We start from the raw sequence: 24,715 nt of genomic DNA, 5'->3' as shown, positions 1-24,715 counted from the left end.
GGGCCATCGTAGCATTAAATAAGGTTTTTCCCGCCCACCACGTTCCCCGAGGCAGAGATGAAGAATCAGGACCTGAATACCCGCCGTTCCTTGGCCACCCCGCGTGGCGTCGGCGTCATGTGCGACTTCTACGCGGTGCGCGCCGAAAACGCCACGCTGTGGGACGCCAACGGCAAGGAATACATCGATTTCGCGGGCGGCATCGCCGTGCTGAACACCGGCCACCTGCACCCCAAGGTCAAGGCCGCCGTGTCCGCCCAGCTGGACAACTTCACGCACACGGCCTATCAGATCGTGCCGTACGAAGGCTACATCTCGCTGGCCGAACGCATCAACCGCCTGGCCCCCATCGACGGCCTGAAGAAGACCGCGTTCTTCACGACCGGCGTCGAAGCCGTTGAAAACGCCATCAAGATCGCACGCTCGGCCACCGGCCGTTCGGGCGTCATCGCCTTTTCGGGTTCGTTCCACGGCCGCACCATGCTGGGCATGGCGCTGACCGGCAAGGTCGCCCCCTACAAGCTGTCGTTCGGCCCGATGCCGGGCGACATCTACCACGTGCCGTTCCCCAACGGCACCCAGTCCATCACCGTGGCGGATTCGCTCAAGGCGCTGGACCTGCTGTTCAAGTGCGACATCGATCCCAAGCGCGTGGCTGCGATCATCATCGAACCGGTGCAAGGCGAAGGCGGCTTCAACATCACCCCGCCTGAACTGATGACCGCCCTGCGCAAGCTTTGCGACGAGCACGGCATCCTGCTGATCGCCGACGAAGTGCAAACGGGCTTCGGCCGCACCGGCAAGCTGTTCGCGATGGAACACCACTCGGTGCAGGCAGACATCATCACGATGGCCAAGAGCCTGGGCGGCGGCTTCCCGATCTCGGGCGTGGTCGGCCGCGCCGACGTCATGGACGGCCCGGCCGCGGGCGGCCTGGGCGGCACGTACGCCGGCAACCCGCTGGCAGTCGCCGCCGCACATGCCGTGCTGGACGTGATCGCCGAAGAAAAGCTGTGCGAACGCGCAACCGTGCTGGGCGACAAGCTGCGCGCCCATCTGGAAGGCCTGCGTGGCAAGGTGGCGGGCATCGCCGACGTGCGTGGCCTGGGCTCGATGGTGGCGCTGGAACTGAACGACGCCAACGGCAAGCCGGACGCTGAAGCCGTCAAGCGCGTGCAAGCGCGCGCGCTCGAGCAAGGCCTGATCCTGCTGAGCTGCGGCGTGTACGGCAACGTGCTGCGCTTCCTGTACCCGCTGACCATTCCCGACGCGCAATTCGACCGCGCACTGGTTATCCTGTCCGAGGCGCTGGCCGCCTGATGCCCAGGGCCTGAACACCCGATCTTCGGTTGGGCAGGCATGGCAATTGCGGGCGTGTTGCGGTTTACCGCCACGCCCGCAGCCGTTTCCTGGCCCTGCTGCATTTCATTCAAGGAGACTCCGATAATGACCGCTTTGACCCATCCCCTGTCGCGCCCTGAACTGCTGCGCGACGCCTGCTACATCGACGGCAAGTGGGTAGGCGCCGGCAACGGCGCATCGATCCCGGTGGACAATCCCTCCACCGGCAAGACCATCGTGTCCGTGCCCAAGCTGGGCCGCAAGGAAACCGAACAGGCCATCGCCAGCGCCCAAGCCGCGCTGCCGGCCTGGAGCGCCAAGACGGGCAAGGAACGCGCCGCGATCCTGCTGAAGTGGGCGCAGTTGATGATGCAGAACCAGCAAGACCTGGCCGCCATCATGACGTCCGAACAGGGCAAGCCCGTGACCGAAGCCGCCGGCGAAATCGCCTACGCTGCCTCGTTCCTGGAATGGTTCGCCGAAGAAGCCAAGCGCATCGACGGCGACGTGCTGCAAAGCCCGAAGGCCGGCCAGCGCTTGCTGGCATTGAAGCAGCCCATCGGCGTCACCGCCGCCATCACGCCGTGGAACTTCCCGGCCGCCATGATCACCCGCAAGGTCGGCCCGGCGCTTGCCGCTGGCTGCACCATGGTCGTCAAGCCCGCCCAGCAGACCCCGCTGACCGCGCTGGCGCTGGCCGTGCTGGCCGAAGAAGCCGGCGTGCCGGCCGGCGTGTTCCACGTCATCACCGGCAGCTCGCGCGATATCGGCGCGGCGCTGTGCGAGAGCGAGGTCGTGCGCAAGCTGAGCTTCACCGGATCGACGGAAGTCGGCCGCACGCTGATGGAGCAATGCGCGCCCACCATCAAGAAGCTGTCGCTGGAACTGGGCGGCAACGCGCCCTTCATCGTGTTCGACGACGCCGACCTGGACCGCGCCGTGGACGGCATCCTGGCCTCGAAGTACCGCAACGCCGGCCAGACCTGCGTGTGCGCCAACCGCATCTACGTGCAGGCCGGCGTGTATGAAGAGATCGCCAAGCGCCTGGTGGCCAAGGTCAATGCCATGAAGGTGGGCGACGGCTTCGCCGACGGCGTGACGCAAGGTCCGCTGATCGACGCCAGCGCCGTGGAAAAGGTGCAGGAACACATCGCCGACGCCACCTCGCACGGCGCCAAGGTCATCGCTGGCGGCAAGCCGCATGCGCTGGGCGGCACGTTCTTCGAGCCGACCGTGGTGCGCGACGTGACCCAGTCGATGCGCTTCGCGACCGAAGAAACCTTCGGCCCGGTGGCCCCGCTGTTCCGCTTTGAAACGGAAGAAGAAGTCATCGGCATGGCGAATGACACCATCTTCGGCCTGGCCGCCTACTTCTTCACCCGCGACTACGCCCGCATCTGGCGCGTGTCGGAATCGCTGGAGTACGGCATCGTCGGCATCAACACCGGCTTGATCTCCAACGAAGTCGGCCCGTTCGGCGGTGTGAAGCAATCCGGCCTGGGCCGCGAAGGCTCCAAGTACGGTATCGAGGAATACCTCGAGATCAAATACTTGTGCGTCGACTTGGGCTAAGAGAAAAGGCCCCCACGCCGCGCACGCTACGCGTGCTTGCTGCCCCCCGAGGGGGCGGCACCGCCTTGGGGCGGCCCTGCGGCGGTGCGGCCCCCACGCCGCGCACGCTACGCGTGCTTGCTGCCCCCCGAGGGGGCGGCGCGGCGTCCTAAGGGATAAGCGGGTTTCGGCCCGCTTATCCCCACCAACTGTGGACAACCCGGCAGATAACTCCTGCATAGCCGGAAAAAGTCCTTTCATTCCAGTGACTTGCAAAACACGATCAAATGCCGCTCAGGCGTGATAGATTTGCGCGTTCCCTGGATGAGTCAGTATGAGCAGAACTTTTACCCGCGAGGACACCCGCAAGCTTGCCGTCGTGCTAGCCGAAACCGCCCTTGCGGAGGTCATGCCGCGCTATCGCAACCTGCCGGAAGGCTCGGTGCGGGGCAAGAGTTCGCCGCGCGACCTGGTGACCGACGCGGACGAGGCGGCTGAACGCCTGATCGCCGCCCGCCTGGCCAAGCTGCACCCCGGCGCCGTACTGATCGGCGAAGAGGCCTCCGCGCGCAATCCCGCCCTGCTGAACATGCTGGTCGACGCCGACCTGGCCTTTTTGATCGACCCCATCGACGGCACCCGCAACTATGTGGCTGGCTTGCCCCTGTTCGGCATGATGATCGCGGCCTGCCATCGCGGCGATGTCATCGCGGGCGTGATCTACGACCCCGTCAACCGCGACAGCGCGCTGGCCGTGCGCGGCGAAGGCGCCTGGATGGAATACGAGAACGGCCGGCAGGCCCCGCTGGCAGTCGCCAGCCCGGCGCCGCCCGAAGACATGGATGGCCTGATCGCCACGGGCGCCCTGCCCGAACCGTTGCGCACCACCGTCAATAGCAACCTGTCGCGCCTGGGCAGCACCGCATCGCTGCGCTGCGCCGCCCATGAATACCGGATGCTGGCAGCCGGCCATTGCCATATCGCGCTGTACAACCAGCTGACGGCCTGGGACCATGCGGCGGGCTGGCTGCTGCACCGGGAAGCCGGTGGGTACGCCGCGCGCTTTGACGGCTCGCCCTACAAGCCCACGCATCGCACGGGCGGGCTGCTGTATGCGCCGGATGCCGGCAGCTGGCACGCCGCCCGCAAGGCGTTGCTGGGCGACGGGCTTGAGCCGCTAGAGACGTAAAAAATGGGGGTTATCCCTAGGAATTATCCACAGTTCCTGTGGACAACCCTATGGAAAGGTCTGTAACAGAGCGAAAAATCCCTTACGGGGCAAGCACTTGCTTAGACCGGTCAAAAACCGGCCGGCAAAAAGCGTGCCTATAAGGCATCCAACGCCACCGCACAGGGCTGTTCCACCTTCAGGGTCAGCAGCGGATCGGCCCGCGTGCGGCCCAGGTTGATGGCGGCGATCGGCATGCCGTTACGGGACGCCGCGGTCACGAAACGGTAGCCTGAATACACCATCAGCGACGAGCCGACGACCAGCACTGCGTCGGCGCTCATCAGGCCGGCATTGGCCCGGTCCACGCGATCGCGGGGCACGGTTTCACCGAAGAAGACCACGTCCGGCTTGACGATGCCGCCGCAGCGCGGACAAGGCGGCACGGTGAACCGCGAGAAATCCTCGCCCTCGAGGTCGGCGTCGCCATCGGGCGCATCCGTGGCGTCCAGCGACGTCCATTCCGGGTTGCCCTGCAGAAGCGCCTCTTGCCACGGCTGGCGGCCGCCGCGCCAGTCGCAGTTCATGCAACGCACCTCGTCCAGCCGGCCATGCAGGTCCACGACTTCGCGGCTGCCCGCCGCTTCGTGCAGGCCATCGACGTTTTGCGTGACCAGCACGGTGACGTGGCCGCGCGACTCCAGCCGCGCCAGCGCGCGGTGCGAATCATTGGGCTTGACGCTGCCGAAACGGCGCCAGCCGACCATGCTGCGGGCCCAATAGCGGGCACGCGCCAGGTCGTCGCCCATGAAGGTCTGCAGCGTCATGGGCGGCTTGCGCTTCCATTCGCCTTCGGTATCGCGGTAGTCGGGGATGCCGGAGTCAGTGCTGACGCCCGCCCCCGTCAGTACGAACAGCCGCGGGTGACGGTCGACGAAGCCGCGCAGCGCGGCCAGATCCGAGACTCGTGTATCCATCCTGACTCCTCTGTCCTGGCCGCCCGCGCACGCGGCGCTGCGCGCATCGATAAAGGCGGTTCAGCCGCCCAGGCCGCAATCCGGCATGTCGCTGACCAGGCTGGCCTGCGTGACGTTGCTGCCCGGGGCCACACTGCGCGTCAGCCAGACGTTGCCGCCAATGGTCGAGCCCTTGCCGATCGTGACGCGGCCCAGAATCGTGGCGCCAGCGTAGATTACGACGTCGTCTTCGATCAACGGGTGGCGCGGCAGGCCTTTCTTCAGCTCGCCGTTTTCACCGGGCGGGAAGCGCTTGGCGCCCAGCGTCACCATCTGGTAGAGCCGCACGCGGTCGCCGATGATGGCGGTCTCGCCGATAACCACCCCCGTACCGTGGTCGATGAAGAAACTGCGGCCGATGGTGGCGCCGGGGTGGATGTCGATGCCGGTGTCTGCATGGGCGATCTCGGCCACGATGCGGGCCAGCATCGGCACGTTCAGGCGGTACAGGACGTTAGCCAGGCGGTGATGGATCATCGCCGCCACCCCGGGATAGCACAGCAGCACCTCGTCGACGCTGTGCGCCGCCGGGTCGCCCTGGTAGGCCGCGGTCACGTCCAGGTCGAGCGCGGCGCGCACCCGCGGCAGCTCGGCGCCGAACTGGCGCACGATCTCGATGGCACGCCGCTGGGTTTCAGCGGGGTCCACGTGTTCATGGCGGCCCACGTATTGCAGTTCAAGACAGACCTGGTGCAGCAGCGCGTCCAGTGCGGCGCCGATGGTGTGCCCGACGTAGAAGTCTTCGACTTCCTCGCGCAGGTCGATCGGACCCAGGCGCATCGGGAACAAGGCGCCACAGAGGTCCTTGACGATCTGGCGCAGGCTTTCCTGCGACGGGAACTCGCGCAAGCCCGAGTCTTCGCGCAAGCGGCCGCGCGGGCCGCGCCAGGCGACGCGCGCGTCGCGCAGGCCGGACACGATGCTGTCCAGGTTCCAGTGGGCCGGCGGCAGGTAGGAGGGGCCGCTCATTGCCACTGCTCCGGCAAGGCGCCGTGCTGCCCGGCATACGGATGGAATTCAAACATGGAAGTGCCTCACTGACGGTGCATGGCCCCCGGCGCCAGGCCGCCGGGCCATGTTGCTACGCAATAATCCCGTCAACTGTAACCGCTAGCGCCCTTTTTCCGTAACCCATCCGACACGGCATTGGGGTTATGCGGCGGCCTGGGTAGCGGCGGCCTCCCCGTGCCCCGGCGGCAGCTGGCCGGGCGCGTCGTAGCCTTGCGGATTGCCTTGCTGCCAGCGCCACCCGTCGGCGCACATGGCGGCCACGTCGTGCGTGCTGCGCCAGCCCAGCAAAGCGGCCGCCAGGGCGGGGTCCGCCCACATCCGCTCGATGTCCCCAGGACGCCGCCCCTGCGTGCGCACCGGAATGCGGCAGCCATTTACCCGTTCAAAGGCATGCACCAGCTCCAGCACGCTGGTGCCCTGCCCTGTGCCCAGGTTCACCGCCACGAAACCCGGGTGATCCTCGGAATACGACAAGGCTTGCACATGGCCTTGCGCCAGGTCCATGACGTGCAGATAGTCGCGCACGCCCGTGCCGTCGGCCGTGTCGTAATCGTCTCCGAACACGCGCAGGAACGGCTGCCGGCCCACCGCCACCTGGGTGATGAAGGGAAACAGGTTGTTGGGCAGGTCGCGGGGGCTTTCACCGATCAGCCCGCTGGGGTGCGCGCCGATGGGATTGAAATAGCGCAGCGTGACCGCACTGAAAGCAGGAGACGCCGAGCAGACATCGCGCAGCATTTCCTCCACCATCAGCTTGGTGCGGCCGTAGGGGTTCGTCGGTGCCAGCGGGTGCGTTTCGGTGAACGGCAGGTATTGCGGTTCGCCATAGACCGTGGCCGACGAACTGAACACCAGCCGCGCCACGCCCATCTCGCGCATCGCATGCAGCAAGGCCAGCGACCCCGCCACGTTGTTGTCGTAGTACTTGAGCGGATCGGCCACCGATTCCCCGACGGCCTTGCAGCCGGCCAGGTGCAGCACCGCCTGCACGGGCTCGCCCCGGCCCGCGGCGTCGGCCAGCACCGATTCCACAAGACCGGGGGTACGGATGTCGCCCTCGATCAGCGGAATCGGCACGCCGCACAGGCGCTCGACGCGGCGCACGGCCTCGCGGCTGCCGTTGCTGAAGTTATCCAGCACCAGCGGCCGCTGGCCCGCCGCCAGCATCGCGACCAGCGTGTGCGTGCCGATGTAGCCCGCCCCGCCCGTCACCAGCACATGCAGGTCCGCCATGCCGGCCCCCGTCAAAGGTGCGCCGCCACGCCCGGCACCCATGCGTGCCGCGAACGCGGTGCCTGGGCATGGCCGCGATAGCGGTCGATCCAATACGACGTGGAGGCGTCATGGCCCCAGTCCACCACCCCAGCCGAAACCGGCACTGCCAGTTCGCGTTCGATGCCGGTGGCCAGGCGTTTGCCCAGTTCCACGCCCCATTGGTCAAAGGGGTTGATGCCCCAGACCACGCTCTGCACGAACACTTTGTGCTCGTACAAGGCCAGCAGCGCGCCCAGGCCCCGCGGGTCCAGCTGGCGCAGGACGATCAGGGTCGACGGCCGTCCGCCCGGATGCACCATGTGCTGAGCCAGGCTGAGCGCGCGTTCCTGGTCGTCGATATGCGCCACGTCCAGGAGCGCCTGCTCCAGGCACTTGCCGCGCAGCAGCGCCTGCCGCTGGGCCAGGCAATTGGCCAGCAGCATGCGGTGTGCGTCGGGGCTGTCGGTATGGCCTTGCAGGCTGGCGATGAAGTCCACCGGCGCACCGTCTTCGCTCTGGTGCAGCCACTGGAAGAACGTGTGCTGCCCATCGGTACCCGGCATGCCCCAGATGATCGGCGCCGTCGGCACGCCCACGGCCGTGCCGTCGCCAGCGACCCGCTTGCCCAACGACTCCATTTCCAACTGCTGAAGGTACGTCACCAGGTGCAGCAAGCGCGCGCTGTAGGCGGCGATGTTCAGGGAGTTGTGACCCAGCACGCTGCAGTTCACCAGACCGGCCAGCGCCAGCTGGATCGGCGCGTTCGAGGCGAAAGGCGCCTGCTGGAAGTGCTGGTCCATCGCTTCGGCGCCCGCCCGCATGCCGATCAGTACGTCGGCACCCACCGTCAATGCGATCGACAGGCCGGCGACCGACCATACGGAATAGCGTCCGCCCACCCAGTCGCACATCTTGAACACCTGGTTGGCCGGCACGCCCAGGGCGCGCGCGGCAGGCGCGTTCGCCGTGACCGCCGCCAGATGCTCAGACACGTCGGTCACGCCGCCCTGCTTGAGCCAGGCGATGGCGGCCCGCGCGTTGTGCAGGGTCTCGGACGTGGTGAAGGATTTGGACGACACCACCACCAGGCAGCGGCGCGGGTCCAGCCCGGCCACGGCGTCATGGAAAGCATGGCCGTCGATATTGGAGACAAAGCGGATCTGGCGACGCTGCCCCGGGCCGCCGAAGGCCTGGATGGCCAAGCGGGGGCCCCAGTCGCTGCCGCCGATACCGATATGCAGCACGGAGGAAAAATCGGCCGTCTGGTCTACCTTGCGCACGAAATCGGTCATGCGCGAATACTCGCAGACGGAATCCGCATCCAGGCCGTCCGGTTGCTCGCGGGTACGCCCGGCGCGCAACGCGGTATGCCAGGCCGGCTTGCCTTCGGTCCAGTTGACCGGGTCGCCTGCGAACAACGCGTGGCGCGCATCCGCCAGGCCGCGCGCCTGCAGCAGGTTCAGCGCCGCCGCCTCCAGGGCGGGGGACTGCCGTTGCATGGTCAAGTCCACGCACAATCCCGCCGCTTCGATCACTTTCAACGTGCCGGCGTCCAAACCGGCGCTTTGCGCGGCCTGCGCAAACGCCTGCCACTCGGGGCTTTGCGCCAGGCCGGAATTGGCCCTTAACGCCTCAATCGCATAGTTGGCCTTACCCATCGCGTGATGCTCCTTAGAACGGTAAACGAACGTGAGGTGCAATGCGCCGGAACGCGTTGCGGAAGTCCTCCTCGATACGGGCCAATGCGGCCACGGTGTCTCCTTCAAAACGCAAAACCACCGTCGGCGTGGTGTTGGACGGACGCGCCAGGCCGAAGCCGTCGGCATAGTCCACCCGGACGCCATCCAGATCGTTGACGGAGATGGCGCCAGGGAACTCCCCCTGCGCGCGCAGTGTCTCCACCAGTTCGAACTGCTCGCCTTCGGCAGTGTCCAGCTTGATTTCAGGGGTCGCGCAGGACTGCGGCAGGCTTTCCAGCAAGCCTGACGGGTCGGGCGCTGCCGAGAGGATCTCCAGCAGCCGGGCAGCGGCGTAAATGCCATCGTCAAAGCCGTACCAGCGCTCTTTGAAAAACATGTGGCCGCTCATCTCTCCAGCAAGTAGCGCTCCCGTCTCCCGCATCTTGGCCTTGATCAGCGAATGGCCGGTCTTCCACATGGTGGCGCGGCCCCCCGCCTCGACGATGGCGCGCGCCACGTGGCGGCTGCATTTCACGTCGTAGATGATCTCGGCGCCCGGGTTGCGCTCCAGCACGTCGCGCGCGAAGAGAATCAATTGCCGGTCGGGCCAGATGATCTGTCCCGATTTCGTCACCACCCCCAGCCGGTCGCCGTCGCCGTCAAAGGCCAGGCCCACTTCGCAGTCGGAATAGCGCAGGCAATAGATCAGGTCTTGCAAGTTCTGCGGATCTGCCGGGTCGGGGTGGTGGCCAGGAAACGAACCGTCCACTTCGCAGAAGAGCTCGGTCACTTCGCAACCCAGCGCGCGGAACAGCGCCGGCGCCACCGCGCCCGCCACGCCGCTGCCGCAATCGATGGCGATCTTCATCGGGCGCGCCATGCGGATGTCGCCTAGCAGGCGGGCCGCGTAGCAGGGCTGGATCTGCATCTGGGTGCGTCCCCCCGCCACGGTGGCCGATTCGATCGGCAAGCGCATGGCGTCGCGCAAGGCCGTGATGCCTTCGCCGTACAGCGACGCGCCATCCAGCACGATCTTGAAGCCGTTGTGGGCCGGCGGGTTGTGGCTGCCCGTGACGGCGATGCCGGCGCCGGTGTCCATCAGGCGCGTGGCGAAGTACACCATCGGCGTGGTGGCCATGCCGATATCGATGACGTGCATGCCCGCCGAACGCAGCCCCGCCTGCAGCGCGGCCGCCAGTTCCACGCTGCTGATCCGGCCGTCGCGCCCGACCACGATCGAGCGCGCGCCCTGGTCCCGCGCCTGGGTGCCTACCGCCATGCCCAGGCTGTGGGCAAAGCGCGCATCGATCTCGTCCGGCACCGTGCCGCGTATGTCATAAGCCTTGAAAACCGCATCCAGAATTTGCGGGGTATCCCAGCCAAAAGTTCCGTGCATGCCAGTTTCTCCGGGTGGCGTTATTTGGGGCCGTTCTGTTTGAAATCGCCGTAATACGCCGCACGGGAATACCGATAACTCCCATACTTGGACCGGAAGCCGAAGCGCTCCGGCATGAGCTTGAGCCCGTTGAACAACACGCCGTCCACCGGCGCGCCGGCCTGGATCAGCCGCTTGGCCGTTTCGCGGATCTCGCCCACGGTGTTCATGCCGGAGCGCACCACCACCATGACGGCCGCCGCATGCGTGCCCACCACCGCCGCGTCGGGCGACGACAGCACTGGGGCCGTATCCAGGATCACCATGTCGTACTGCGACGCCAGTTCGCGCAGCGTGGCGCCGAACACCGGCGAGGCCAGCAGTTCCGACGGATCAAAGGTCACCGCGCCTGTGGCGATGAAGTCCACGCCTTCGGACACGCTGTGCTTCCTTACGCGCGTCAGCGGGATGGTGCCCGACAGCACTTCGAACAGTCCGTCCTCTTTCGGCACGCCGAAATAGCGGTTCAGCTGGCCCTTGCGGAAGTCGGCGTCGATCAGCAGCACGCGCTTGCCCACGCCGCCCTGGATGAAGGCGAAGTTGGCCGACAGGAACGACTTGCCCACGCCCGCCACAGGCCCGGTGAACATGACCATGTTGTTGGCCGACTGTCGCAGCGACGCCTGCAGCACATTGCGGAACGAACGCAGGCTTTCGATGGGCGGCGCGTTGCCCTGGCTTTGCGCGAGCAGCGCAGGCACGGTCGCGTTCTTGCGGCGGCTGCGGCGCCACAGCTTGTCCTGCATGTCGCTGTACGGGATGGCGGCCAACACGGGCAGGCCCGTGTAGCGTTCGACGTCCTCGGGTTCCGACAGGCCGCCGAACAGCGCATTACGCACGAAGGCGCACAGCATGCCGAAGATCAGGCCGATGGCCGTCGCCACGCCGATGATGATCGCGGCCTTGGGGCGCACGGGACGGTCGGGTTGCACGGCCGCATCCAGGATGCGCACGTTGCCCACCTTGCCGGCGCGGATCAGCCGCAGTTGCTGCGCGTTGTTCAAGAGGCCCGTGTAGAGCTCGGTGTTGACGCGCACGTCACGCACCAGGCGCACCACGTCCTGCTCCAGGTCCGGCAGCTGCTTGATGTTGTTGCCGATGCGGCTGACGTCACCGGAGAGCGACGTAATCTGCCGGTCGATGGCCACGATGCTGGGATGGGTCGGCGCAAAGCGCGTGATCAGTTCCTGCCGCTTGGAACGCAGCTCCATCACCTTGGTCTGCGCGTCCACGGATTGCGCCAGGATGAGCTTGGCTTCTTCGCTCAAGTCGATCGTGCCGCGCTTGTTGCGCAGCGCGTTGTACTTGGTTTCGGCGGCGTCCAGTTCGCCTTTCAGGATGGGCAGCTGCTGCTCCAGGAACGTCAACGACTTCTCGGCCTGCGCCGACTTGCGATTGACGTTCTGCTGCACGTATTCCTGGCCGATCTGGTTCAGCACCGCGGTGGTCAACGCCGGGTCGTTGCCTTCCAGCGTGACGCCGATCACGCCCGATGCGCGGCCGCGCTCGAAGATGCCCAGGTGCGATTGCACGTCTTCGATCGCCGCCAGGCGCGAGCTGCGCGACACGGTGAACTCGGTGCCAGGCCGGCCTGCCAACGCGTCGATGTGCACGTCCATGGCGCCGCCGCCGGGCAACAGGAAATGTTCAGGCTTGCCCACGGTACCGTTGAACGTGGCGCCCGTGAACTTGTCGGTCAGCGTGTAGCGGCCTTCGCCCAGCGTCGTCACGCGAAACGGCTTGCCCAGCCATTCATTGGGCACGTCCAGTTGCGAGATTGCGATGGACTCCCCGCCCCATGCATACCCGCCGCGCGGCAGGCTGGACGGATACGGCAGCGCTTCGTAGCGCTGCGCCAGCCATTCGCCCACCACGGGGAAATAGCGCGGCTTCGCGTGGATGTAGAGCAGAAATTTGTCGACAGCGGGCCCCACCACCATGCGCGAACGCAGCACTTCCATTTCGCCGGACGTCTCTGCCTTGGTGTCGAACATGGCGGAGACGTCGCCCAGCAGGCTGCGCGCCTGGCCATTGGGCATTTCCTCTTCGACCTGCACGATGATGTCGGCCGAATAGACCGATGGCGTCACCATCACGTATGCCAAGGCGCCGAGAAAGGCGAGCAAGGTGATGGCGATGATCATCCACCGGTTCGAGACGATCGCATCCACGTGGGACGACAACGGGGTTTCCTGCTGGCGAGCCGGAACGTTCGGCTCGAATGATTCGATGGGCAACGACATGCAGCTCTCCAGACGTGGGCGCCGCCGCGGTCGCGGCGCCCCCAAAGGCGTGGTTTAGGGTCTGGCGACCCCGAAAGTCGGACTAGTTGATCGATTTCACGGTCTGTACCGTTTGTGCGCTCGGGAACAGGTTGCTGATGAAGCGGTTCCACCGCACCAGCGCTGCCGTATCCACGAACACGACGTCTTTGGGTTCCAACTCGAACTTCGCTCCTACCGCCAGAGCCTGCGGCGACTTGGAGTTCAGATGGAACACCAGCGGCGTCGCCTGCTCGGTACTACGCACTACAAAAATCTGCGACGCGTCAGCCGTGAGCTGGTTCGGTCCTCCCGCCATGCCCAGCGCCTCGGTCAACGACATGCGTCCGTCGCGCATCACCACCGTGGTGGGCAGGAACACTTCGCCCATCACGAACACCTTGCTGTCGTCACGTGGCGTCACACGCACGATGTCGCCTGACTTCAGCATGACCTGATTCAAGTCCTGGCCACGTTCGATCAGCGCCGGCAGGTTCACGCGGGTACGGCGGCCATCACGAATCACATAGACGGCGCTACGGTCGGCGGTGGGCAGCAAACCTCCCGCGCGGTTGACCGCTTCGAGCAGAGTCATCGGGATGTCATTGATGGCAACCGTGCCCGGCAACTTGACCTCGCCTTCGACGTAGACGCGCTTGCTGCGATAGCCAAGCACGCGTACTGTGATCTGCGGATCCTGGATGTACTTGCCGGAACTATTGACTATGAGATTGCGCGCCTGAAGTTCCGTCAACCCCGCCACTTTCAGCAATCCCGTATAGGGAAATTGGATGTATCCAGTGGATGACACCGTATAGCCCGGAATGCCCGAGGCGGTATCTCCCATGACTAGTTCGGTCACCCCTGTCCCGATGGCGTAGGTTTGCGTCGGAAGGACGAGCTCGGGGTGATCCCAGACCACAATGGAGAGGATGTCTCCCGGGCCGATGCGGTAGGGCTCGACGCTGCCGACCAGGCGGTCCACGCCGTCGTTGTCGATCAGTGCCTGGCGGGCCCGCAAGTCGTCCACGACCAGCGACGGCGTGATTTCCTTGATCGGGGCCACGGAGTTCGGATCCAGGGGATCTACGAGGTGGCTGGCATTAAAGGTCATACCGGGAGACAGGGCGCAAGCGCCCAGCGAGGACACGAGCGCGATAGCGGCGATGGCTCGGCTCAACGTTCCGAAAAATGTCGTCATGGCAAATCCACTGTGAATGACTTCGTTGCTTGGAATGGAGCCCGATGCGTAACGGGTTGCGACATTCCACTCTCTTTTCGAAGCCCCGCACATTCGACGGATGCCCTAAGCCTTCTCCTACATCGTTTGGAGGTTTCGGGTACGCCTTGCACTCAATAAGATTTCGTCGGTAGCCACATGTTTTGCGGCAGTGCATCGTTTTTTTTCGCCGCAAGAGATTCTCCACGAACAGGAGTGCGCGATGGACCCGTCCAACTCGGACACGTCGGCAAGATTCAGCGGAGCAAGCTATCTATACCGCTTGCTCGATGCCGCGATCGTGATCACCTGCGGCCTGACTGCCACCGGTTTGAAATTCTCGGACGATGCTCTGGCGGACCCACCGCAGATCCATCTGTTCCTCGTCTACTTGTGCGGCTTGGGCGTGATCGCCATCTTTCCGGCGTTCCGCCTGTACGTGTCGTGGCGGGGCCGGCTGCTGACGGATCTGGTGGTGCGCAGCCTGATGGCCTGGGCCACCGTGTTCGCACTGGGCATCCTCGTCAGTTTTCTCATGCATCAGACCGCCGCGATATCGCGCATATGGGCGGCTACCTGGTTCGGCATGTCGGCCTTGACGCTGGCGGGTGTGCGCATCGCCGTCTATGCGGCGCTGGGCGCAGCGCGCGACCGGGGCCTGAACAAGAAGAACGTCTTGCTGGTGGGCTTTGGCGCACTGGGCCATGACCTGTGGCGCCGCGTCGAACGGTACCGGGGCGCAGGCTACACCGTGGCCGGCATCTATGCCGAACCGCATGAAAGCCTGCCGCCGCAAGTACGCCGCCTGCAGGACCTGGATAACCTGCACGCCTTCGTCCATGAACACAACGTGCGCGAGATCTGGATCGTCCTTCCGATGGAGGCGGGCCAGGAATTGCGTGAAGTGCTCTATCACCTGCGCAACGACCTGGTGGATATCCGGTGGATCCCCGATGTGATGTCGATCCAGCTGCTGGGCCACCGCATCGGCGAATTCCTGGGCTTGCCCGCCATCCAGCTCAACAGCCTGCCGGCCGCCGGCGTGCGGGGCTGGGCCAAAGAGGTCTTCGACCGCAGCTTCGCCTTTTGCGCGCTGATCGGCTTGTCACCCCTGATGATCTCCATCGCCCTGATGGTGAAGCTGACGTCCCGTGGCCCCGTTTTCTTTACCCAGCCGCGGCTGGGCGTGGACGGCAAGGTGTTCCACGTCTACAAGTTCCGCACCATGACCGTGCATCAGGAACATGGCACGGTCACGCAGGCGACCCGCAACGATTCCCGCATTACCCGCATCGGCGGCTTCCTGCGGCGCACCAGCCTGGATGAGCTGCCGCAGTTCCTGAACGTGCTGATGGGCGACATGTCCGTCGTCGGGCCCCGCCCGCACGCGCTGGAGCACAACGAAATGTACAAGGACCTGGTGCAGCGCTACATGATGCGCCACCGGGTCAAGCCGGGCATTACGGGCTGGGCCCAGGTCAACGGGTTCCGGGGGCAGACGGACACGCTGCGCAAGATGAGCGACCGCGTCGAGCACGACATCTACTACATCCAGCACTGGACGTTCCGGATGGACCTGCTGATCATCGCCCGCACGGCCGTGTCGGGATGGACGGGCCGCAATGTCTACTAAGCCTTTGGGATGGCCGGGCCACAGCGCCCGCACGGACACGAGCCGCGGCGGCATGCTGGCCCAGGCCGACTTCCGCCAGGCGGTGGAGATGCTGCCGCTGGTGTCCATCGACCTGTTGCTGCGCGACGCCAATGGCCGCTATCTGACAGGCCTGCGGACCAATCCGCCGGCCCGCGGCGCCTGGTTCGTGCCCGGCGGACGCATCCGCAAGAACGAATCCCTGCGCAACGCGCTGCGCCGCATCGCCAATGACGAGCTGGGCCTGGCCATCGCGGCCGAGGCCTGGACGCCGCGCGGCGTGTACGAACACTTCTATGGCACCAATTTCGCGGGTGAAGCCGGACGCTCCACCCATTACGTCGTCCTCGCCTACGAGGCCGAGTTGTCGTTGGACACCGCTTGTCTTCCGCAGGCGCAGCACCAGAGCTACCGCTGGCTGCCTGCGGAAGAGATCGCCGCCGACCCCGGCGTGCATCCGTACACCCAGGCCTACTTCAAGGAGTGAGCGCCATGACGAATCCCCCTCCCCCCTACCGGGCTGTCATCCTTTGCGGCGGTTCCGGTTCGCGCCTGTGGCCGTTGTCGCGCGAACTGCTGCCCAAGCAGTTCATCCGTTTGACCGATGCCCGCAGCCTGTTGCAGAACACGCTGCTGCGCCTGGGCTCGGCTAACGCCCAGGCCAAGCCGATGCTGGTGTGCAACGACGCCCACCAGTACATCGCCGCCGAACAGACCCTGGAACTGGGCATCAAGGACGCCGAGGTAATCCTGGAGCCATTCGCGCGGAACACCGCCCCGGCGATCGCCGCGGCCACGTTGCGGGCCATGCGGGACGGTGAAGACCCCATCATGCTGATCATGCCGTCGGACCACGTGCTGGAGGACGGCGAGGTGCTCAGCGCGGCCTTCGCCGCCGCCTACGAGGCCGCGCGCCAGGGTGCACTGGTGACCTTCGGCATCACCCCGACCGCGCCGCTCAGCGGCTACGGCTATATCCAGGCGGAAGAACCCGGCGTCATGGCGCCGGCCCGCCGCGTGCGCCGCTTCGTCGAAAAGCCGTCGCCCGAGGTGGCGCAGCGCTTCATCGACGACGGCGGCTACTACTGGAACAGCGGCATGTTCGCCTTCCAGGCCTCCGTCTTCCTGTCTGAAATGGCCCGCCTGGCCCCCAAGATGCTCGAGCAGGTGCAGGCGGCTGTGGCCACCGGCCATGGGGAAAGCGGGCTGTTCCATCTGGACGGGCCGTCGTTCGAGGCTTGCCCCAGTGATTCGATGGACTACGCCATCATGGAACGCACGGACAGCGCCGTCGTCATCCCGCTGGCGGCCTCATGGAGCGACGTAGGGGCCTGGGACGCGGTCTGGGGCATCGCCCAGAAGACGGTGGAGGGCAACTCCACCACAGGCGACGTCATGGTCGAGGATTCCCGCAACTGCCTGATCCACTCCACCAGCCGGTTGGTCGCTTCGGTGGGCCTGGACGACATCGTGGTGATCGAAACGGCCGACGCCGTGCTGGTGGCCCATAAATCCCGGTCGCAGGACGTCAAGCGCCTGGTCGAGATCTTCAAGACCCAGCACCGGTCGGAACTGAACCACCACCGCGAGGTGCAGCGCCCCTGGGGATCGTACGACTCGGTGGGCCATGGGCCGCGCTACCAGGTCAAGCGCATCACGGTGAAGCCGGGCGCCCGCCTGTCGTCCCAGATGCACCATCACCGGGCCGAACACTGGATCGTGGTGTCGGGCACGGCGCGCATCTACAACGGCGACAAGCAGTACCTGTTGACGGAGAACCAGTCGACCTACATCCCGCTGGGCGAAACCCACAGCCTGGAAAACCCCGGGAAGATCCCGCTGGAAATCATCGAGGTGCAATCAGGCGCGTACTTGGGTGAAGACGACATCGTGCGTTTCCAGGACCTCTACGGCCGTGTCTGAAAACCCGGTGCAAGAACCCTTCTGGCGGCGCGGCATGGCGCGGATCTGCCTGCCTGTGGCGGGGTTGTTCTTCGCCGTGCTGGTGACGGTGGGCAACCTGCCCGGGCTGGCGGCGGACATGTCGGATGCCTTCGGCGACAAGCGTCTGCACCTTGTGGCTTACGCCTTCCTGACCGCGTTGATCTACCTGTCGGTCAACCGGCGCCCGGCCCTTGTGGCCATGCTGGCGATCACGGCTTTAGGTGCCCTGGACGAATCAATCCAGTCCTTTTTTCCCTACCGACAGGCTGAACTCTTAGACCTTTTGGCCGATATCTCGGCGGCTGGTGCAACAGTAATCTCATTGCACATCGGTTCCGCAGCCTTCGGCTCCTTTCGTGCAGTCACTAAGTCTTAAGGATACAACCATGCCAAAACGGGCACTGATTACCGGCGTTACCGGCCAAGACGGGGCCTACCTGGCGGAGTTCCTGCTGGCCAAGGGCTATGAGGTCCACGGCATCAAGCGGCGCGCTTCGCTGTTCAACACCGCGCGCATCGACCACCTGTACCAGGATCCTCACGACCAGCCGCGCAATTTCGTGCTGCATCACGGCGACATGACCGATTCGTGCAGCCTGATCCGCATCGTGCAATCCGTTCAGCCGGACGAGATCTACAACCTGGCGGCACAAAGCCACGTGGGGGTGTCATTCGAAGAGCCTGAATACACCGCCAACGCCGACGGCCTGGGCACCTTGCGCCTGCTGGAAGCCATCCGCATCCTGAAGCTGGAGGAAAAGTCGCGCTTCTACCAGGCCTCCACCTCTGAGCTGTATGGCCTGGTGCAGGAAACGCCGCAGAAGGAAACCACCCCCTTCTATCCGCGCAGCCCCTACGCCGCCGCCAAGCTGTACGCCTATTGGATCAGCGTGAACTACCGCGAAGCCTATGGGATGTACGCCTGCAACGGCATCCTGTTCAACCACGAATCGCCCAAGCGCGGCGAGACGTTCGTCACCCGCAAGATCACCCGCGGCCTGGCGCGCATCGTCCTGGGCCTGCAGGAATGCCTGTACCTGGGCAACTTGTCGGCCCTGCGCGACTGGGGCCATGCGCGGGACTACGTCGAAATGCAGTGGCTGATGCTGCAGCAAGAGACGCCCGAGGACTACGTCATCGCCACCGGGATGCAATACAGCGTGCGCGAATTCATCAATACGGCGGCGCGCGAGCTGGGCATCCTGCTGGCGTGGGAAGGCGAAGGGCTGGAGGAGACGGCCACCGTGCTGTTCTCGCCAGTCCATGACATCAAGCCCGGGCAGGTGATCGTGCGCGTCGATCCGCGCTACTTCCGTCCGACCGAAGTGGAGACGCTGCTGGGCGACCCCACCAAGGCACGGGAAAAGCTGGGCTGGTCGCCGCGCACCACGTTCGCGCAGCTGGTCAAGGAAATGGTGGAGAGCGACCTGAAGGACGCGCGCCGCGACGCGTTGGTCGAGCAGAACGGCTACGAAATCTACGCCTACAAGGAGTAGTCCGCCATGACGAACCTGGACCAACGCGTGTTTGTCGCCGGCCATCGCGGCATGGTGGGCGCCGCGATCACCCGCGAACTACAGCGGCGCGGCTACCCCCATGTGCTGACCCGCACCCGCGCCGAACTGGACCTTGAAAACCAGAACCAGGTGCACCGCTTCTTTTCGACGACCCCCGTCGACGTGGTGTACCTGGCGGCGGCCAAGGTGGGCGGCATCCTGGCCAACCAGAATCATCCGGTCGATTTTCTATACAAGAACCTGATGATCCAGTGCAACGTGATCCGCGCCGCCTATGCGGCCGGCGTGCGCAAGTTGCTGTTTCTGGGTTCGTCATGCATCTACCCCCGCGAGGCTGCGCAGCCGCTGCGCGAGGACGCTTTGCTGACCGGCCCGTTGGAATCCACCAACGAGCCGTACGCCATCGCCAAGATCGCGGGCCTGAAGCTGTGCGAAGCCTACCAGCGCGAGTACGGCGCGCGCTTTATCTGCGCCATGCCGACCAACCTGTACGGCCCGCATGACAACTACGACCTGCACAGCAGCCATGTGCTGCCGGCGCTGATCCGCAAATTCCATGAAGGGCGCGAATCGGGCCAGGAAAGCGTAACGATCTGGGGCACGGGCACGCCGCTGCGCGAGTTCCTGTACGTGGACGATCTGGCCCAGGCCTGCGTGACGCTGATGGAGCACCCCGACGCCGAAGGCATCTACAACATCGGCGCGGGCAAGGACATCTCCATCGCGGACCTGGCGGCACTGGTGGCGCGGGTGGTGGGTTACCACGGCCGCATCGTCTACGACACCACCAAGCCCGACGGCACGCCGCGCAAGCTCATGGACTCGTCGCGCGTGCAGGCGCTGGGCTGGCGGCCCGACGTATCGCTCGTCGACGGCATCACGCTGGCATACGGCCACTTCCTGCGTGAACGCGCCGAACAACCCCAACAGGCGCTGCCCGTGGCCTGACGGCCGCGCCAGCATGAACCATAGGCCATCCGATGCTTGGATTCGTCAGGAAACACATCGCCGGCAATGCCTCTTTCTGGGGGCTGGTGGAATACGGCATCGGCCCGGTTGCGGCGCTGGTGGCCCTGCCCATCCTGTTCCGTCAACTGGGCACGGTGGGCTTTGGCCAGTATTCGATGATCATCGCGCTGGCCGGCTTCGGCAACGCCGCCAACCTGGGTGCGGCCGTGACTGCGACCAAGCTGGTGTCCGAACGGCTGCACGAACCAGGCGGCGCCTACCGCGCAGCCGGCGTCAGCATGTCGCTGATCGGTTGCGCGCTGGGCGTGGTCACGCTGGCTGCGGTGCTGCTGTGGGCGGTCGTGGGCCTGGGGTGGCCCGCCGCGACATTCGGCGGCGTGGCCGTGACGCTGCTGGCCATGCCAGCGCTGGCCATCTACCTGACGCAGCAATATGACCAGCTGTTTTCGGGCTGCCTGAAGGGGCGCGAGGATTTCCGCGCCACCGCGCTGTGCGAGGTCTTCAGCCGTTCCGGCACGATGGCGCTGGCTTGCGCCACGGCCTGGCTGACCGCGTCACCCACCTGGACGGGCGTGGCGCAGGCCTTCGGGCTGCTGATCGCCGGCACCGTGAAGATGCGCGTGTTCTCGCGTGCCTACGGACGGGTGCTGGTGCGCCCAGTGCGCGACCGCGCCGCGATGATGGACGCATTCAAGTTTTCGCGCTGGTCCTGGTTGAACAGCCTGAGCGCGCTGGCGTTCGGGTCCGTGGACCGCGTGCTGGTGGGCAGTTTGATGGGCCCGGCCGCGCTGGCGATCTACACCGTCGGCGTGCAAGTCGGCCAGATCATCCATACCGCGGCGGTGGCGATCTTCCAGAAGGCCATGCCGCGCGTCAGCCGCCTGTCGGTGTCGCCGCCCTATGCGGGCGCCGCTGAACACGAGATCCGCCGCATGATGCTGTGGAACCTGGCGCTGTCGACCAGCGCCACGCTAGCCGTACTCGCGGTCAGCCATCCGCTATTGAACTTGCTGCTGGGCGACAACGTGGCGACAGGCCATCTTGCCACCTTCCGGCTGCTGATCGTGGCATCGGGGCTGCTTTCCCTGAATGCCGCGGCGCACTTCTCGCTGCTCGGCCTCGGGAATTCCCGCGCGGTCGCCATCCTGAACGGGTTGGGCGGACTGGCGATGCTGTGCGTCATGGCGGGATTGGTACACGCGGCGGGCGAGCACGCCGCGGCTTGGGGCCGCATGGCCTACGCGGCAATCACGCTGGCTGGCGTCGCTCTCGCCATCCGTCAATCGCGCCCCGACTTCCCGGGCGCGTTGCCAGCGGCCACTCGATAACCCCAACATGTTGAGGTCTTACATGCGCAAGCGTCATAACGAGTACTCACGTCAGCTCATCGACTTCGTCCGCGAGCTTCGTCCGCCCGCGCCGATCGCCGGGGGCCTGTTGCCCAAGGTGACTATCGTGACTCCCTCGTTCAACCAGGCCAAGTTCCTGGAACGCACCATTCTTTCCGTGCTGAACCAGGGCTATCCGCGGTTGGAGTACATCATCATCGATGGCGGGTCGACCGACGGCAGCGTGGACATCATCCGCAAGTACGAACGCTACCTGACCTACTGGGAAAGCACCCCGGACCGCGGCCAGTCGCACGCCATCAACAAAGGGTTCGAGCGCGCCACCGGCGACTACGTCGGCTGGCAGAACTCCGACGACCTGTACTTTCCCGGTGCGCTGCGCAAGCTGGGTGCGGCTGCCGCGCGGGGCCGTGCGCCGATCGTCAGCGGCAACCTGTTCGTGGCCGACGCGAACAACCAGATTTTCCGCAAGATCCACTACACGCCGGTCAACCGCGGCACGCTGACCGTGGTGAAGGCGTCCATTCCCAACCAGTCGGCCATCTTCCGCCGCGACCTGCTGCGCAAGTACGGACTGCTGCAGGAAAGCATGCGCTACTGCATGGACCTGGAGCTCTGGAGCCGCCTGTTGCGCGAAGGCAAGAATCTGATCGTGCCGGACGCGCTGGGGGTCTACACCGCGCATGACGAGACCAAGACCGCGCTGATGCAGGACGTGCTGCTGGAAGAGCGCGAACAGATCGTGACCCGCATCCGGCGCACCGAGCCCGGGCTGGGGCGGCTGTTCGAACTGTCCTGCCGCGCGTCGAAGGTCGCAGCCCATGCCCGCCAAGGGGACTTGTCCTACCTGTTCGAAAAGCTGACGACCAAGATCTTCGGACGCGACGACTGGGCCGCCCACTAGATCCCCTACCAGGACACCCCCATGAGCCCGCACCGCCGCCTATCCACCCTGCACTTGCTGGGGCTGTTCGCGTTCACCGCCCTGGCCCTGAACGACGACCGCTTCATCCTGGGCGTGGGCAGCTTCAAGCTGTCGCCGTTCGACGTGCTGTTCGTCGCCATGCTGGCCGTCAAAGCGCTGCGGCTCGCTGAGCCCAGCGCCTACGCCCTGCCGCGCGGCCTGCTCGGCGCGCTGCTGGGCCTGCAGGCGATGTCGGTGATTTATTTGCTGCTGGTGTCGGTGCACCACCCAGGCATCGAGACGGGCGACGTGGCGCGCGACTTGCGCATCGTGTTCTATTTCCTGTGCACGCCGTTCCTTTGCTACAAGGACATCGACAGCCCTGCCGCCTACGCCGTGCTGCAGAAGTACATCGTGGCGGCCTGCCTGGCCGTCGCCACGCTGATGTTGCTGGAGCAGCTGCAGGGCTTCAGCGTGGCCAACCCGTTGCGCAACGTGCGGCTGGGCGTCTGGGCCATTCCGTTCGGCGTCGTCTCGCTGCTGTACTTCCGCCGCACACTGAACGTGTCCGGGCCAAAGGCCTACGCCTTGACGGTGTACATGCTGCTGGCGCTGGTGTTCTCTTTGAACCGCAGCCAGTATCTGCAATTGGCGGTATCGGTACTGATCGCCGTGCTGCTGGGATCCGGCCCCGAGATCCGCCGGCGCGCCGTGCTGATCTTCGCGCCCGCCGCTGTGGCCGGGGTGCTGGTGTTCGCCAGCATCGGCTATCTGGACGTGCTGACCAACCGCATCTTCAGCGTGGAAAAGCTGGACGAGGACTCCAGCTACGGCGCCCGCATCCAGGAAATGCAGGGGCAGATGGACTTCTTTGCTGAAAGCCCCGTGTTCGGCAAGGGTGCGGGCTTTCGCAGCTGGGTAATGGGAGAGAACGGCTTCGAGCTCAGCACCTTCGCGCACAACTCCTGGGCGTTCTACCTGATGAAGTTCGGCGTAGTGGGCACCATCATGATCATGCTGCCGCCACTGCTGATCCTGCTGCTGACGCTGCTCAAGCGATACAACCATCCCGGGCTGGAGATGCACCGGCGCTACCTGCTGGCCACCGCCCCCATCTACATCTTCATCGACTCGCTGTCGGGCGGCCTGGCCTACGCGCCCAAGACCGCGTTCACCGGCTTCCTGCTGTGCTATTGCCTGTCGCTGATGCGCAATGCGCAGATCATGCCCGTGCCGCAGGCGGACACGCCTGGTTCGGCACTCACCCCCAGCCACCGTCCGGACACCGCGCGCCGGGCGCTACCGCGAGTGATTCCCCATGCCTGATGTCCTGTTTGTCGCGCCCGACTTGCACGGCGGCGTCGGAAGATGCGTCGCCTTCATCGTGGACGCCTTGCCGGAACAGGGCGTCGATTCCGCGCTGTTCCTGCTGCGTTCGCGCAACCGCGAATACCCGGTAGGCAATCCGCAGGTCACCCGCGCGCTGCCGGTCATCGAATCGCCCACCAAGCTCCGGCTGATGCTGCCGCTGGCGTTCATGCGTCTGGTGGCACAGATCCGGCGCGACAAGCCTGCAATCGTGTGCTCGCACGGCTTGCTGTGCAACATGCTGGTGGTGCTGGCGAGGAAGCTCCTGGGCGGCACCTTCCGCACCGTCGCGTTCGAGCACAGTAGCCCGGCCATCCATTACGGCGCGTCGCGGATGCGGCGCCTGAAGTGTTGGCTGGTCAGCCAGACCTACCGCCGCCATGACGCCGTGGTGGGCGTGTCCCGCGGCGTGAAGGAGGACTTGGTCAGCATGTTTCCGCCGTTGCGCGGCAAGGTGCACACCATTTACAACGGCGTGCCGCTGGACAATGTGCGCAAGCAAGGCGCCCAGCGCCAGGAAAGCGGCAGCGATACCCCGTATCAGGTGGTGGCCGTGGGCCGCCTGGAAGCGGTGAAGGATTACGCCACACTGGTCGACGCCGCCGCCCTGTTGGACGATCCCGGCATCGCCTTCACCATCCTGGGCGAGGGCTCCGAACACGACGCGCTGCAAAAGCGCATCGACGAACGCCCTTCCCGCACGTCGGTCACGCTGGCTGGCCACATCGACAACCCCTTCCCCGTGATCGCGGGCGCGGGCGCCTTTGCGTTGACCTCCATCCGCGAGAGCTTCGGCAACGTGCTGGTCGAAGCGCTATGCCTGGGTGTACCGGTGATCTCGACCGATTGCCCGCACGGACCCGCGGAAATACTGGATGCGGGCCGCTACGGCCTGCTGGTGCCGGTCGGCGACGCCGCGGCGCTGGCCGATGCTGTGCGTCGCCTGGCCTACGACGGCAGCATCCGTGAGCAACTGGCCGCGCAAGGCCCCGAGCGCGCCGACGCCTTTTCCCTAGAGCGGCATTGCCGCAACGTCATCGCGCTATTCCAGCCGCTGATGCAACGCGGCACGCCTTGA

The 24,715-nt window shown here is 65.6% G+C and carries 20 protein-coding genes; 13 read left to right on the top strand and 7 right to left on the bottom strand.

All coding sequences use genetic code 11. The annotated features are described in order from the left end of the window. The first annotated feature begins 57 nt into the window (after positions 1-57). From gabT to AC3WMU_RS00700, 3 genes are all read left to right on the top strand, one after another. Positions 58-1,320 carry a 4-aminobutyrate--2-oxoglutarate transaminase gene (gabT, locus tag AC3WMU_RS00710; RefSeq protein ID WP_006225580.1) on the top strand — a complete coding sequence of 421 codons (1,263 nt, stop codon included), beginning with the start codon at positions 58-60 and terminating at the stop codon, positions 1,318-1,320. 126 nt (positions 1,321-1,446) lie between these two features. After that, the gene (locus tag AC3WMU_RS00705; protein ID WP_006225579.1) at positions 1,447-2,913 is read left to right on the top strand and encodes an NAD-dependent succinate-semialdehyde dehydrogenase; all 1,467 of its coding nucleotides are present in this window, start codon (positions 1,447-1,449) and stop codon (positions 2,911-2,913) included. A 313-nt stretch (positions 2,914-3,226) separates the two neighbouring features. Continuing rightward, positions 3,227-4,081 carry an inositol monophosphatase family protein gene (locus tag AC3WMU_RS00700; RefSeq protein ID WP_427955602.1) on the top strand — a complete coding sequence of 285 codons (855 nt, stop codon included), beginning with the start codon at positions 3,227-3,229 and terminating at the stop codon, positions 4,079-4,081. A 137-nt stretch (positions 4,082-4,218) separates the two neighbouring features. Here the strand turns inward: AC3WMU_RS00700 and AC3WMU_RS00695 are convergent, their stop codons facing one another. From AC3WMU_RS00695 to AC3WMU_RS00665, 7 genes are all read right to left on the bottom strand, one after another. Continuing rightward, the gene (locus tag AC3WMU_RS00695; RefSeq protein WP_006225577.1) at positions 4,219-5,037 is read right to left on the bottom strand and encodes an NAD-dependent protein deacetylase; all 819 of its coding nucleotides are present in this window, start codon (positions 5,035-5,037) and stop codon (positions 4,219-4,221) included. 60 nt (positions 5,038-5,097) lie between these two features. Then, on the bottom strand, positions 5,098-6,045 hold the full coding sequence (gene epsC, locus AC3WMU_RS00690) for a serine O-acetyltransferase EpsC (protein ID WP_006225576.1): 948 nt from the start codon (positions 6,043-6,045) through the stop codon (positions 5,098-5,100). A 183-nt stretch (positions 6,046-6,228) separates the two neighbouring features. Then, complete coding sequence (gene galE, locus AC3WMU_RS00685; RefSeq protein WP_052017899.1) at positions 6,229-7,320, bottom strand: UDP-glucose 4-epimerase GalE; 1,092 nt, start codon at positions 7,318-7,320, stop codon at positions 6,229-6,231. An 11-nt stretch (positions 7,321-7,331) separates the two neighbouring features. Beyond that, on the bottom strand, positions 7,332-8,999 hold the full coding sequence (gene pgi / locus AC3WMU_RS00680; protein ID WP_006225574.1) for a glucose-6-phosphate isomerase: 1,668 nt from the start codon (positions 8,997-8,999) through the stop codon (positions 7,332-7,334). A 13-nt stretch (positions 9,000-9,012) separates the two neighbouring features. Beyond that, a complete protein-coding gene (locus AC3WMU_RS00675) occupies positions 9,013-10,416 on the bottom strand; it encodes a phosphomannomutase/phosphoglucomutase (RefSeq protein ID WP_006225573.1) in 1,404 nt (467 codons plus the stop codon). A gap of 20 nt (positions 10,417-10,436) precedes the next feature. Beyond that, a complete protein-coding gene (locus AC3WMU_RS00670) occupies positions 10,437-12,698 on the bottom strand; it encodes a GNVR domain-containing protein (protein WP_006225572.1) in 2,262 nt (753 codons plus the stop codon). A gap of 82 nt (positions 12,699-12,780) precedes the next feature. Continuing rightward, positions 12,781-13,917 (bottom strand): polysaccharide biosynthesis/export family protein, encoded by a 1,137-nt coding sequence (locus tag AC3WMU_RS00665; protein ID WP_006225571.1) that lies wholly within the window; start codon positions 13,915-13,917, stop codon positions 12,781-12,783. Between the two features lie 241 nt (positions 13,918-14,158). Between AC3WMU_RS00665 and AC3WMU_RS00660 the strand changes: the two genes are divergently transcribed. From AC3WMU_RS00660 to AC3WMU_RS00615, 10 genes are read left to right on the top strand one after another with little or no spacing between them, the layout of a single operon-like run. Next, positions 14,159-15,568 carry an undecaprenyl-phosphate glucose phosphotransferase gene (locus AC3WMU_RS00660; protein WP_006225570.1) on the top strand — a complete coding sequence of 470 codons (1,410 nt, stop codon included), beginning with the start codon at positions 14,159-14,161 and terminating at the stop codon, positions 15,566-15,568. Positions 15,569-15,620: 52 nt separating this feature from the next. After that, positions 15,621-16,073 carry a GDP-mannose mannosyl hydrolase gene (locus AC3WMU_RS00655; protein WP_006225569.1) on the top strand — a complete coding sequence of 151 codons (453 nt, stop codon included), beginning with the start codon at positions 15,621-15,623 and terminating at the stop codon, positions 16,071-16,073. Between the two features lie 5 nt (positions 16,074-16,078). Beyond that, on the top strand, positions 16,079-17,509 hold the full coding sequence (locus tag AC3WMU_RS00650) for a mannose-1-phosphate guanylyltransferase/mannose-6-phosphate isomerase (RefSeq protein ID WP_006225568.1): 1,431 nt from the start codon (positions 16,079-16,081) through the stop codon (positions 17,507-17,509). 34 nt (positions 17,510-17,543) lie between these two features. Further along, entirely contained in the window at positions 17,544-17,906 is a 363-nt protein-coding gene (locus AC3WMU_RS00645) for a VanZ family protein (protein ID WP_006225567.1), read from the top strand. Between the two features lie 10 nt (positions 17,907-17,916). Continuing rightward, entirely contained in the window at positions 17,917-19,026 is a 1,110-nt protein-coding gene (gmd, locus tag AC3WMU_RS00640; protein ID WP_492281644.1) for a GDP-mannose 4,6-dehydratase, read from the top strand. Positions 19,027-19,032: 6 nt separating this feature from the next. Then, positions 19,033-19,995 (top strand): GDP-L-fucose synthase family protein, encoded by a 963-nt coding sequence (locus AC3WMU_RS00635; RefSeq protein WP_006225565.1) that lies wholly within the window; start codon positions 19,033-19,035, stop codon positions 19,993-19,995. A 32-nt stretch (positions 19,996-20,027) separates the two neighbouring features. Beyond that, complete coding sequence (locus AC3WMU_RS00630; protein ID WP_006225564.1) at positions 20,028-21,344, top strand: oligosaccharide flippase family protein; 1,317 nt, start codon at positions 20,028-20,030, stop codon at positions 21,342-21,344. Positions 21,345-21,366: 22 nt separating this feature from the next. After that, complete coding sequence (locus tag AC3WMU_RS00625; protein WP_006225563.1) at positions 21,367-22,269, top strand: glycosyltransferase family 2 protein; 903 nt, start codon at positions 21,367-21,369, stop codon at positions 22,267-22,269. A 21-nt stretch (positions 22,270-22,290) separates the two neighbouring features. Next, positions 22,291-23,595 (top strand): O-antigen ligase family protein, encoded by a 1,305-nt coding sequence (locus AC3WMU_RS00620; RefSeq protein WP_424624849.1) that lies wholly within the window; start codon positions 22,291-22,293, stop codon positions 23,593-23,595. Next, positions 23,588-24,715: a glycosyltransferase gene (locus tag AC3WMU_RS00615; protein WP_427937407.1), complete on the top strand. Its 1,128-nt coding sequence runs from the start codon at positions 23,588-23,590 to the stop codon at positions 24,713-24,715. The genes AC3WMU_RS00620 and AC3WMU_RS00615 overlap by 8 nt, the downstream gene beginning before the upstream one ends.

The organism is Achromobacter sp. FW305-C-13 (genome assembly GCF_058783475.1).
Note: the sequence above shows the minus strand (reverse complement) of the source record. Positions and strands in the feature narration are given on the sequence as shown.

What these genes read in the sequence shown, in the direction of transcription:
- gabT (WP_006225580.1), top strand. Translation starts at nt 58, where the DNA reads ATGAAGAATCAGGACCTGAATACCCGCCGTTCCTTGGCCACCCCGCGT.
- AC3WMU_RS00705 (WP_006225579.1), top strand. Translation starts at nt 1,447, where the DNA reads ATGACCGCTTTGACCCATCCCCTGTCGCGCCCTGAACTGCTGCGCGAC.
- AC3WMU_RS00700 (WP_427955602.1), top strand. Translation starts at nt 3,227, where the DNA reads ATGAGCAGAACTTTTACCCGCGAGGACACCCGCAAGCTTGCCGTCGTG.
- AC3WMU_RS00695 (WP_006225577.1), bottom strand. Translation starts at nt 5,037, where the DNA reads ATGGATACACGAGTCTCGGATCTGGCCGCGCTGCGCGGCTTCGTCGAC.
- epsC (WP_006225576.1), bottom strand. Translation starts at nt 6,045, where the DNA reads ATGAGCGGCCCCTCCTACCTGCCGCCGGCCCACTGGAACCTGGACAGC.
- galE (WP_052017899.1), bottom strand. Translation starts at nt 7,320, where the DNA reads ATGGCGGACCTGCATGTGCTGGTGACGGGCGGGGCGGGCTACATCGGC.
- pgi (WP_006225574.1), bottom strand. Translation starts at nt 8,999, where the DNA reads ATGGGTAAGGCCAACTATGCGATTGAGGCGTTAAGGGCCAATTCCGGC.
- AC3WMU_RS00675 (WP_006225573.1), bottom strand. Translation starts at nt 10,416, where the DNA reads ATGCACGGAACTTTTGGCTGGGATACCCCGCAAATTCTGGATGCGGTT.
- AC3WMU_RS00670 (WP_006225572.1), bottom strand. Translation starts at nt 12,698, where the DNA reads ATGTCGTTGCCCATCGAATCATTCGAGCCGAACGTTCCGGCTCGCCAG.
- AC3WMU_RS00665 (WP_006225571.1), bottom strand. Translation starts at nt 13,917, where the DNA reads ATGACGACATTTTTCGGAACGTTGAGCCGAGCCATCGCCGCTATCGCG.
- AC3WMU_RS00660 (WP_006225570.1), top strand. Translation starts at nt 14,159, where the DNA reads ATGGACCCGTCCAACTCGGACACGTCGGCAAGATTCAGCGGAGCAAGC.
- AC3WMU_RS00655 (WP_006225569.1), top strand. Translation starts at nt 15,621, where the DNA reads ATGCTGGCCCAGGCCGACTTCCGCCAGGCGGTGGAGATGCTGCCGCTG.
- AC3WMU_RS00650 (WP_006225568.1), top strand. Translation starts at nt 16,079, where the DNA reads ATGACGAATCCCCCTCCCCCCTACCGGGCTGTCATCCTTTGCGGCGGT.
- AC3WMU_RS00645 (WP_006225567.1), top strand. Translation starts at nt 17,544, where the DNA reads ATGGCGCGGATCTGCCTGCCTGTGGCGGGGTTGTTCTTCGCCGTGCTG.
- gmd (WP_492281644.1), top strand. Translation starts at nt 17,917, where the DNA reads ATGCCAAAACGGGCACTGATTACCGGCGTTACCGGCCAAGACGGGGCC.
- AC3WMU_RS00635 (WP_006225565.1), top strand. Translation starts at nt 19,033, where the DNA reads ATGACGAACCTGGACCAACGCGTGTTTGTCGCCGGCCATCGCGGCATG.
- AC3WMU_RS00630 (WP_006225564.1), top strand. Translation starts at nt 20,028, where the DNA reads ATGCTTGGATTCGTCAGGAAACACATCGCCGGCAATGCCTCTTTCTGG.
- AC3WMU_RS00625 (WP_006225563.1), top strand. Translation starts at nt 21,367, where the DNA reads ATGCGCAAGCGTCATAACGAGTACTCACGTCAGCTCATCGACTTCGTC.
- AC3WMU_RS00620 (WP_424624849.1), top strand. Translation starts at nt 22,291, where the DNA reads ATGAGCCCGCACCGCCGCCTATCCACCCTGCACTTGCTGGGGCTGTTC.
- AC3WMU_RS00615 (WP_427937407.1), top strand. Translation starts at nt 23,588, where the DNA reads ATGCCTGATGTCCTGTTTGTCGCGCCCGACTTGCACGGCGGCGTCGGA.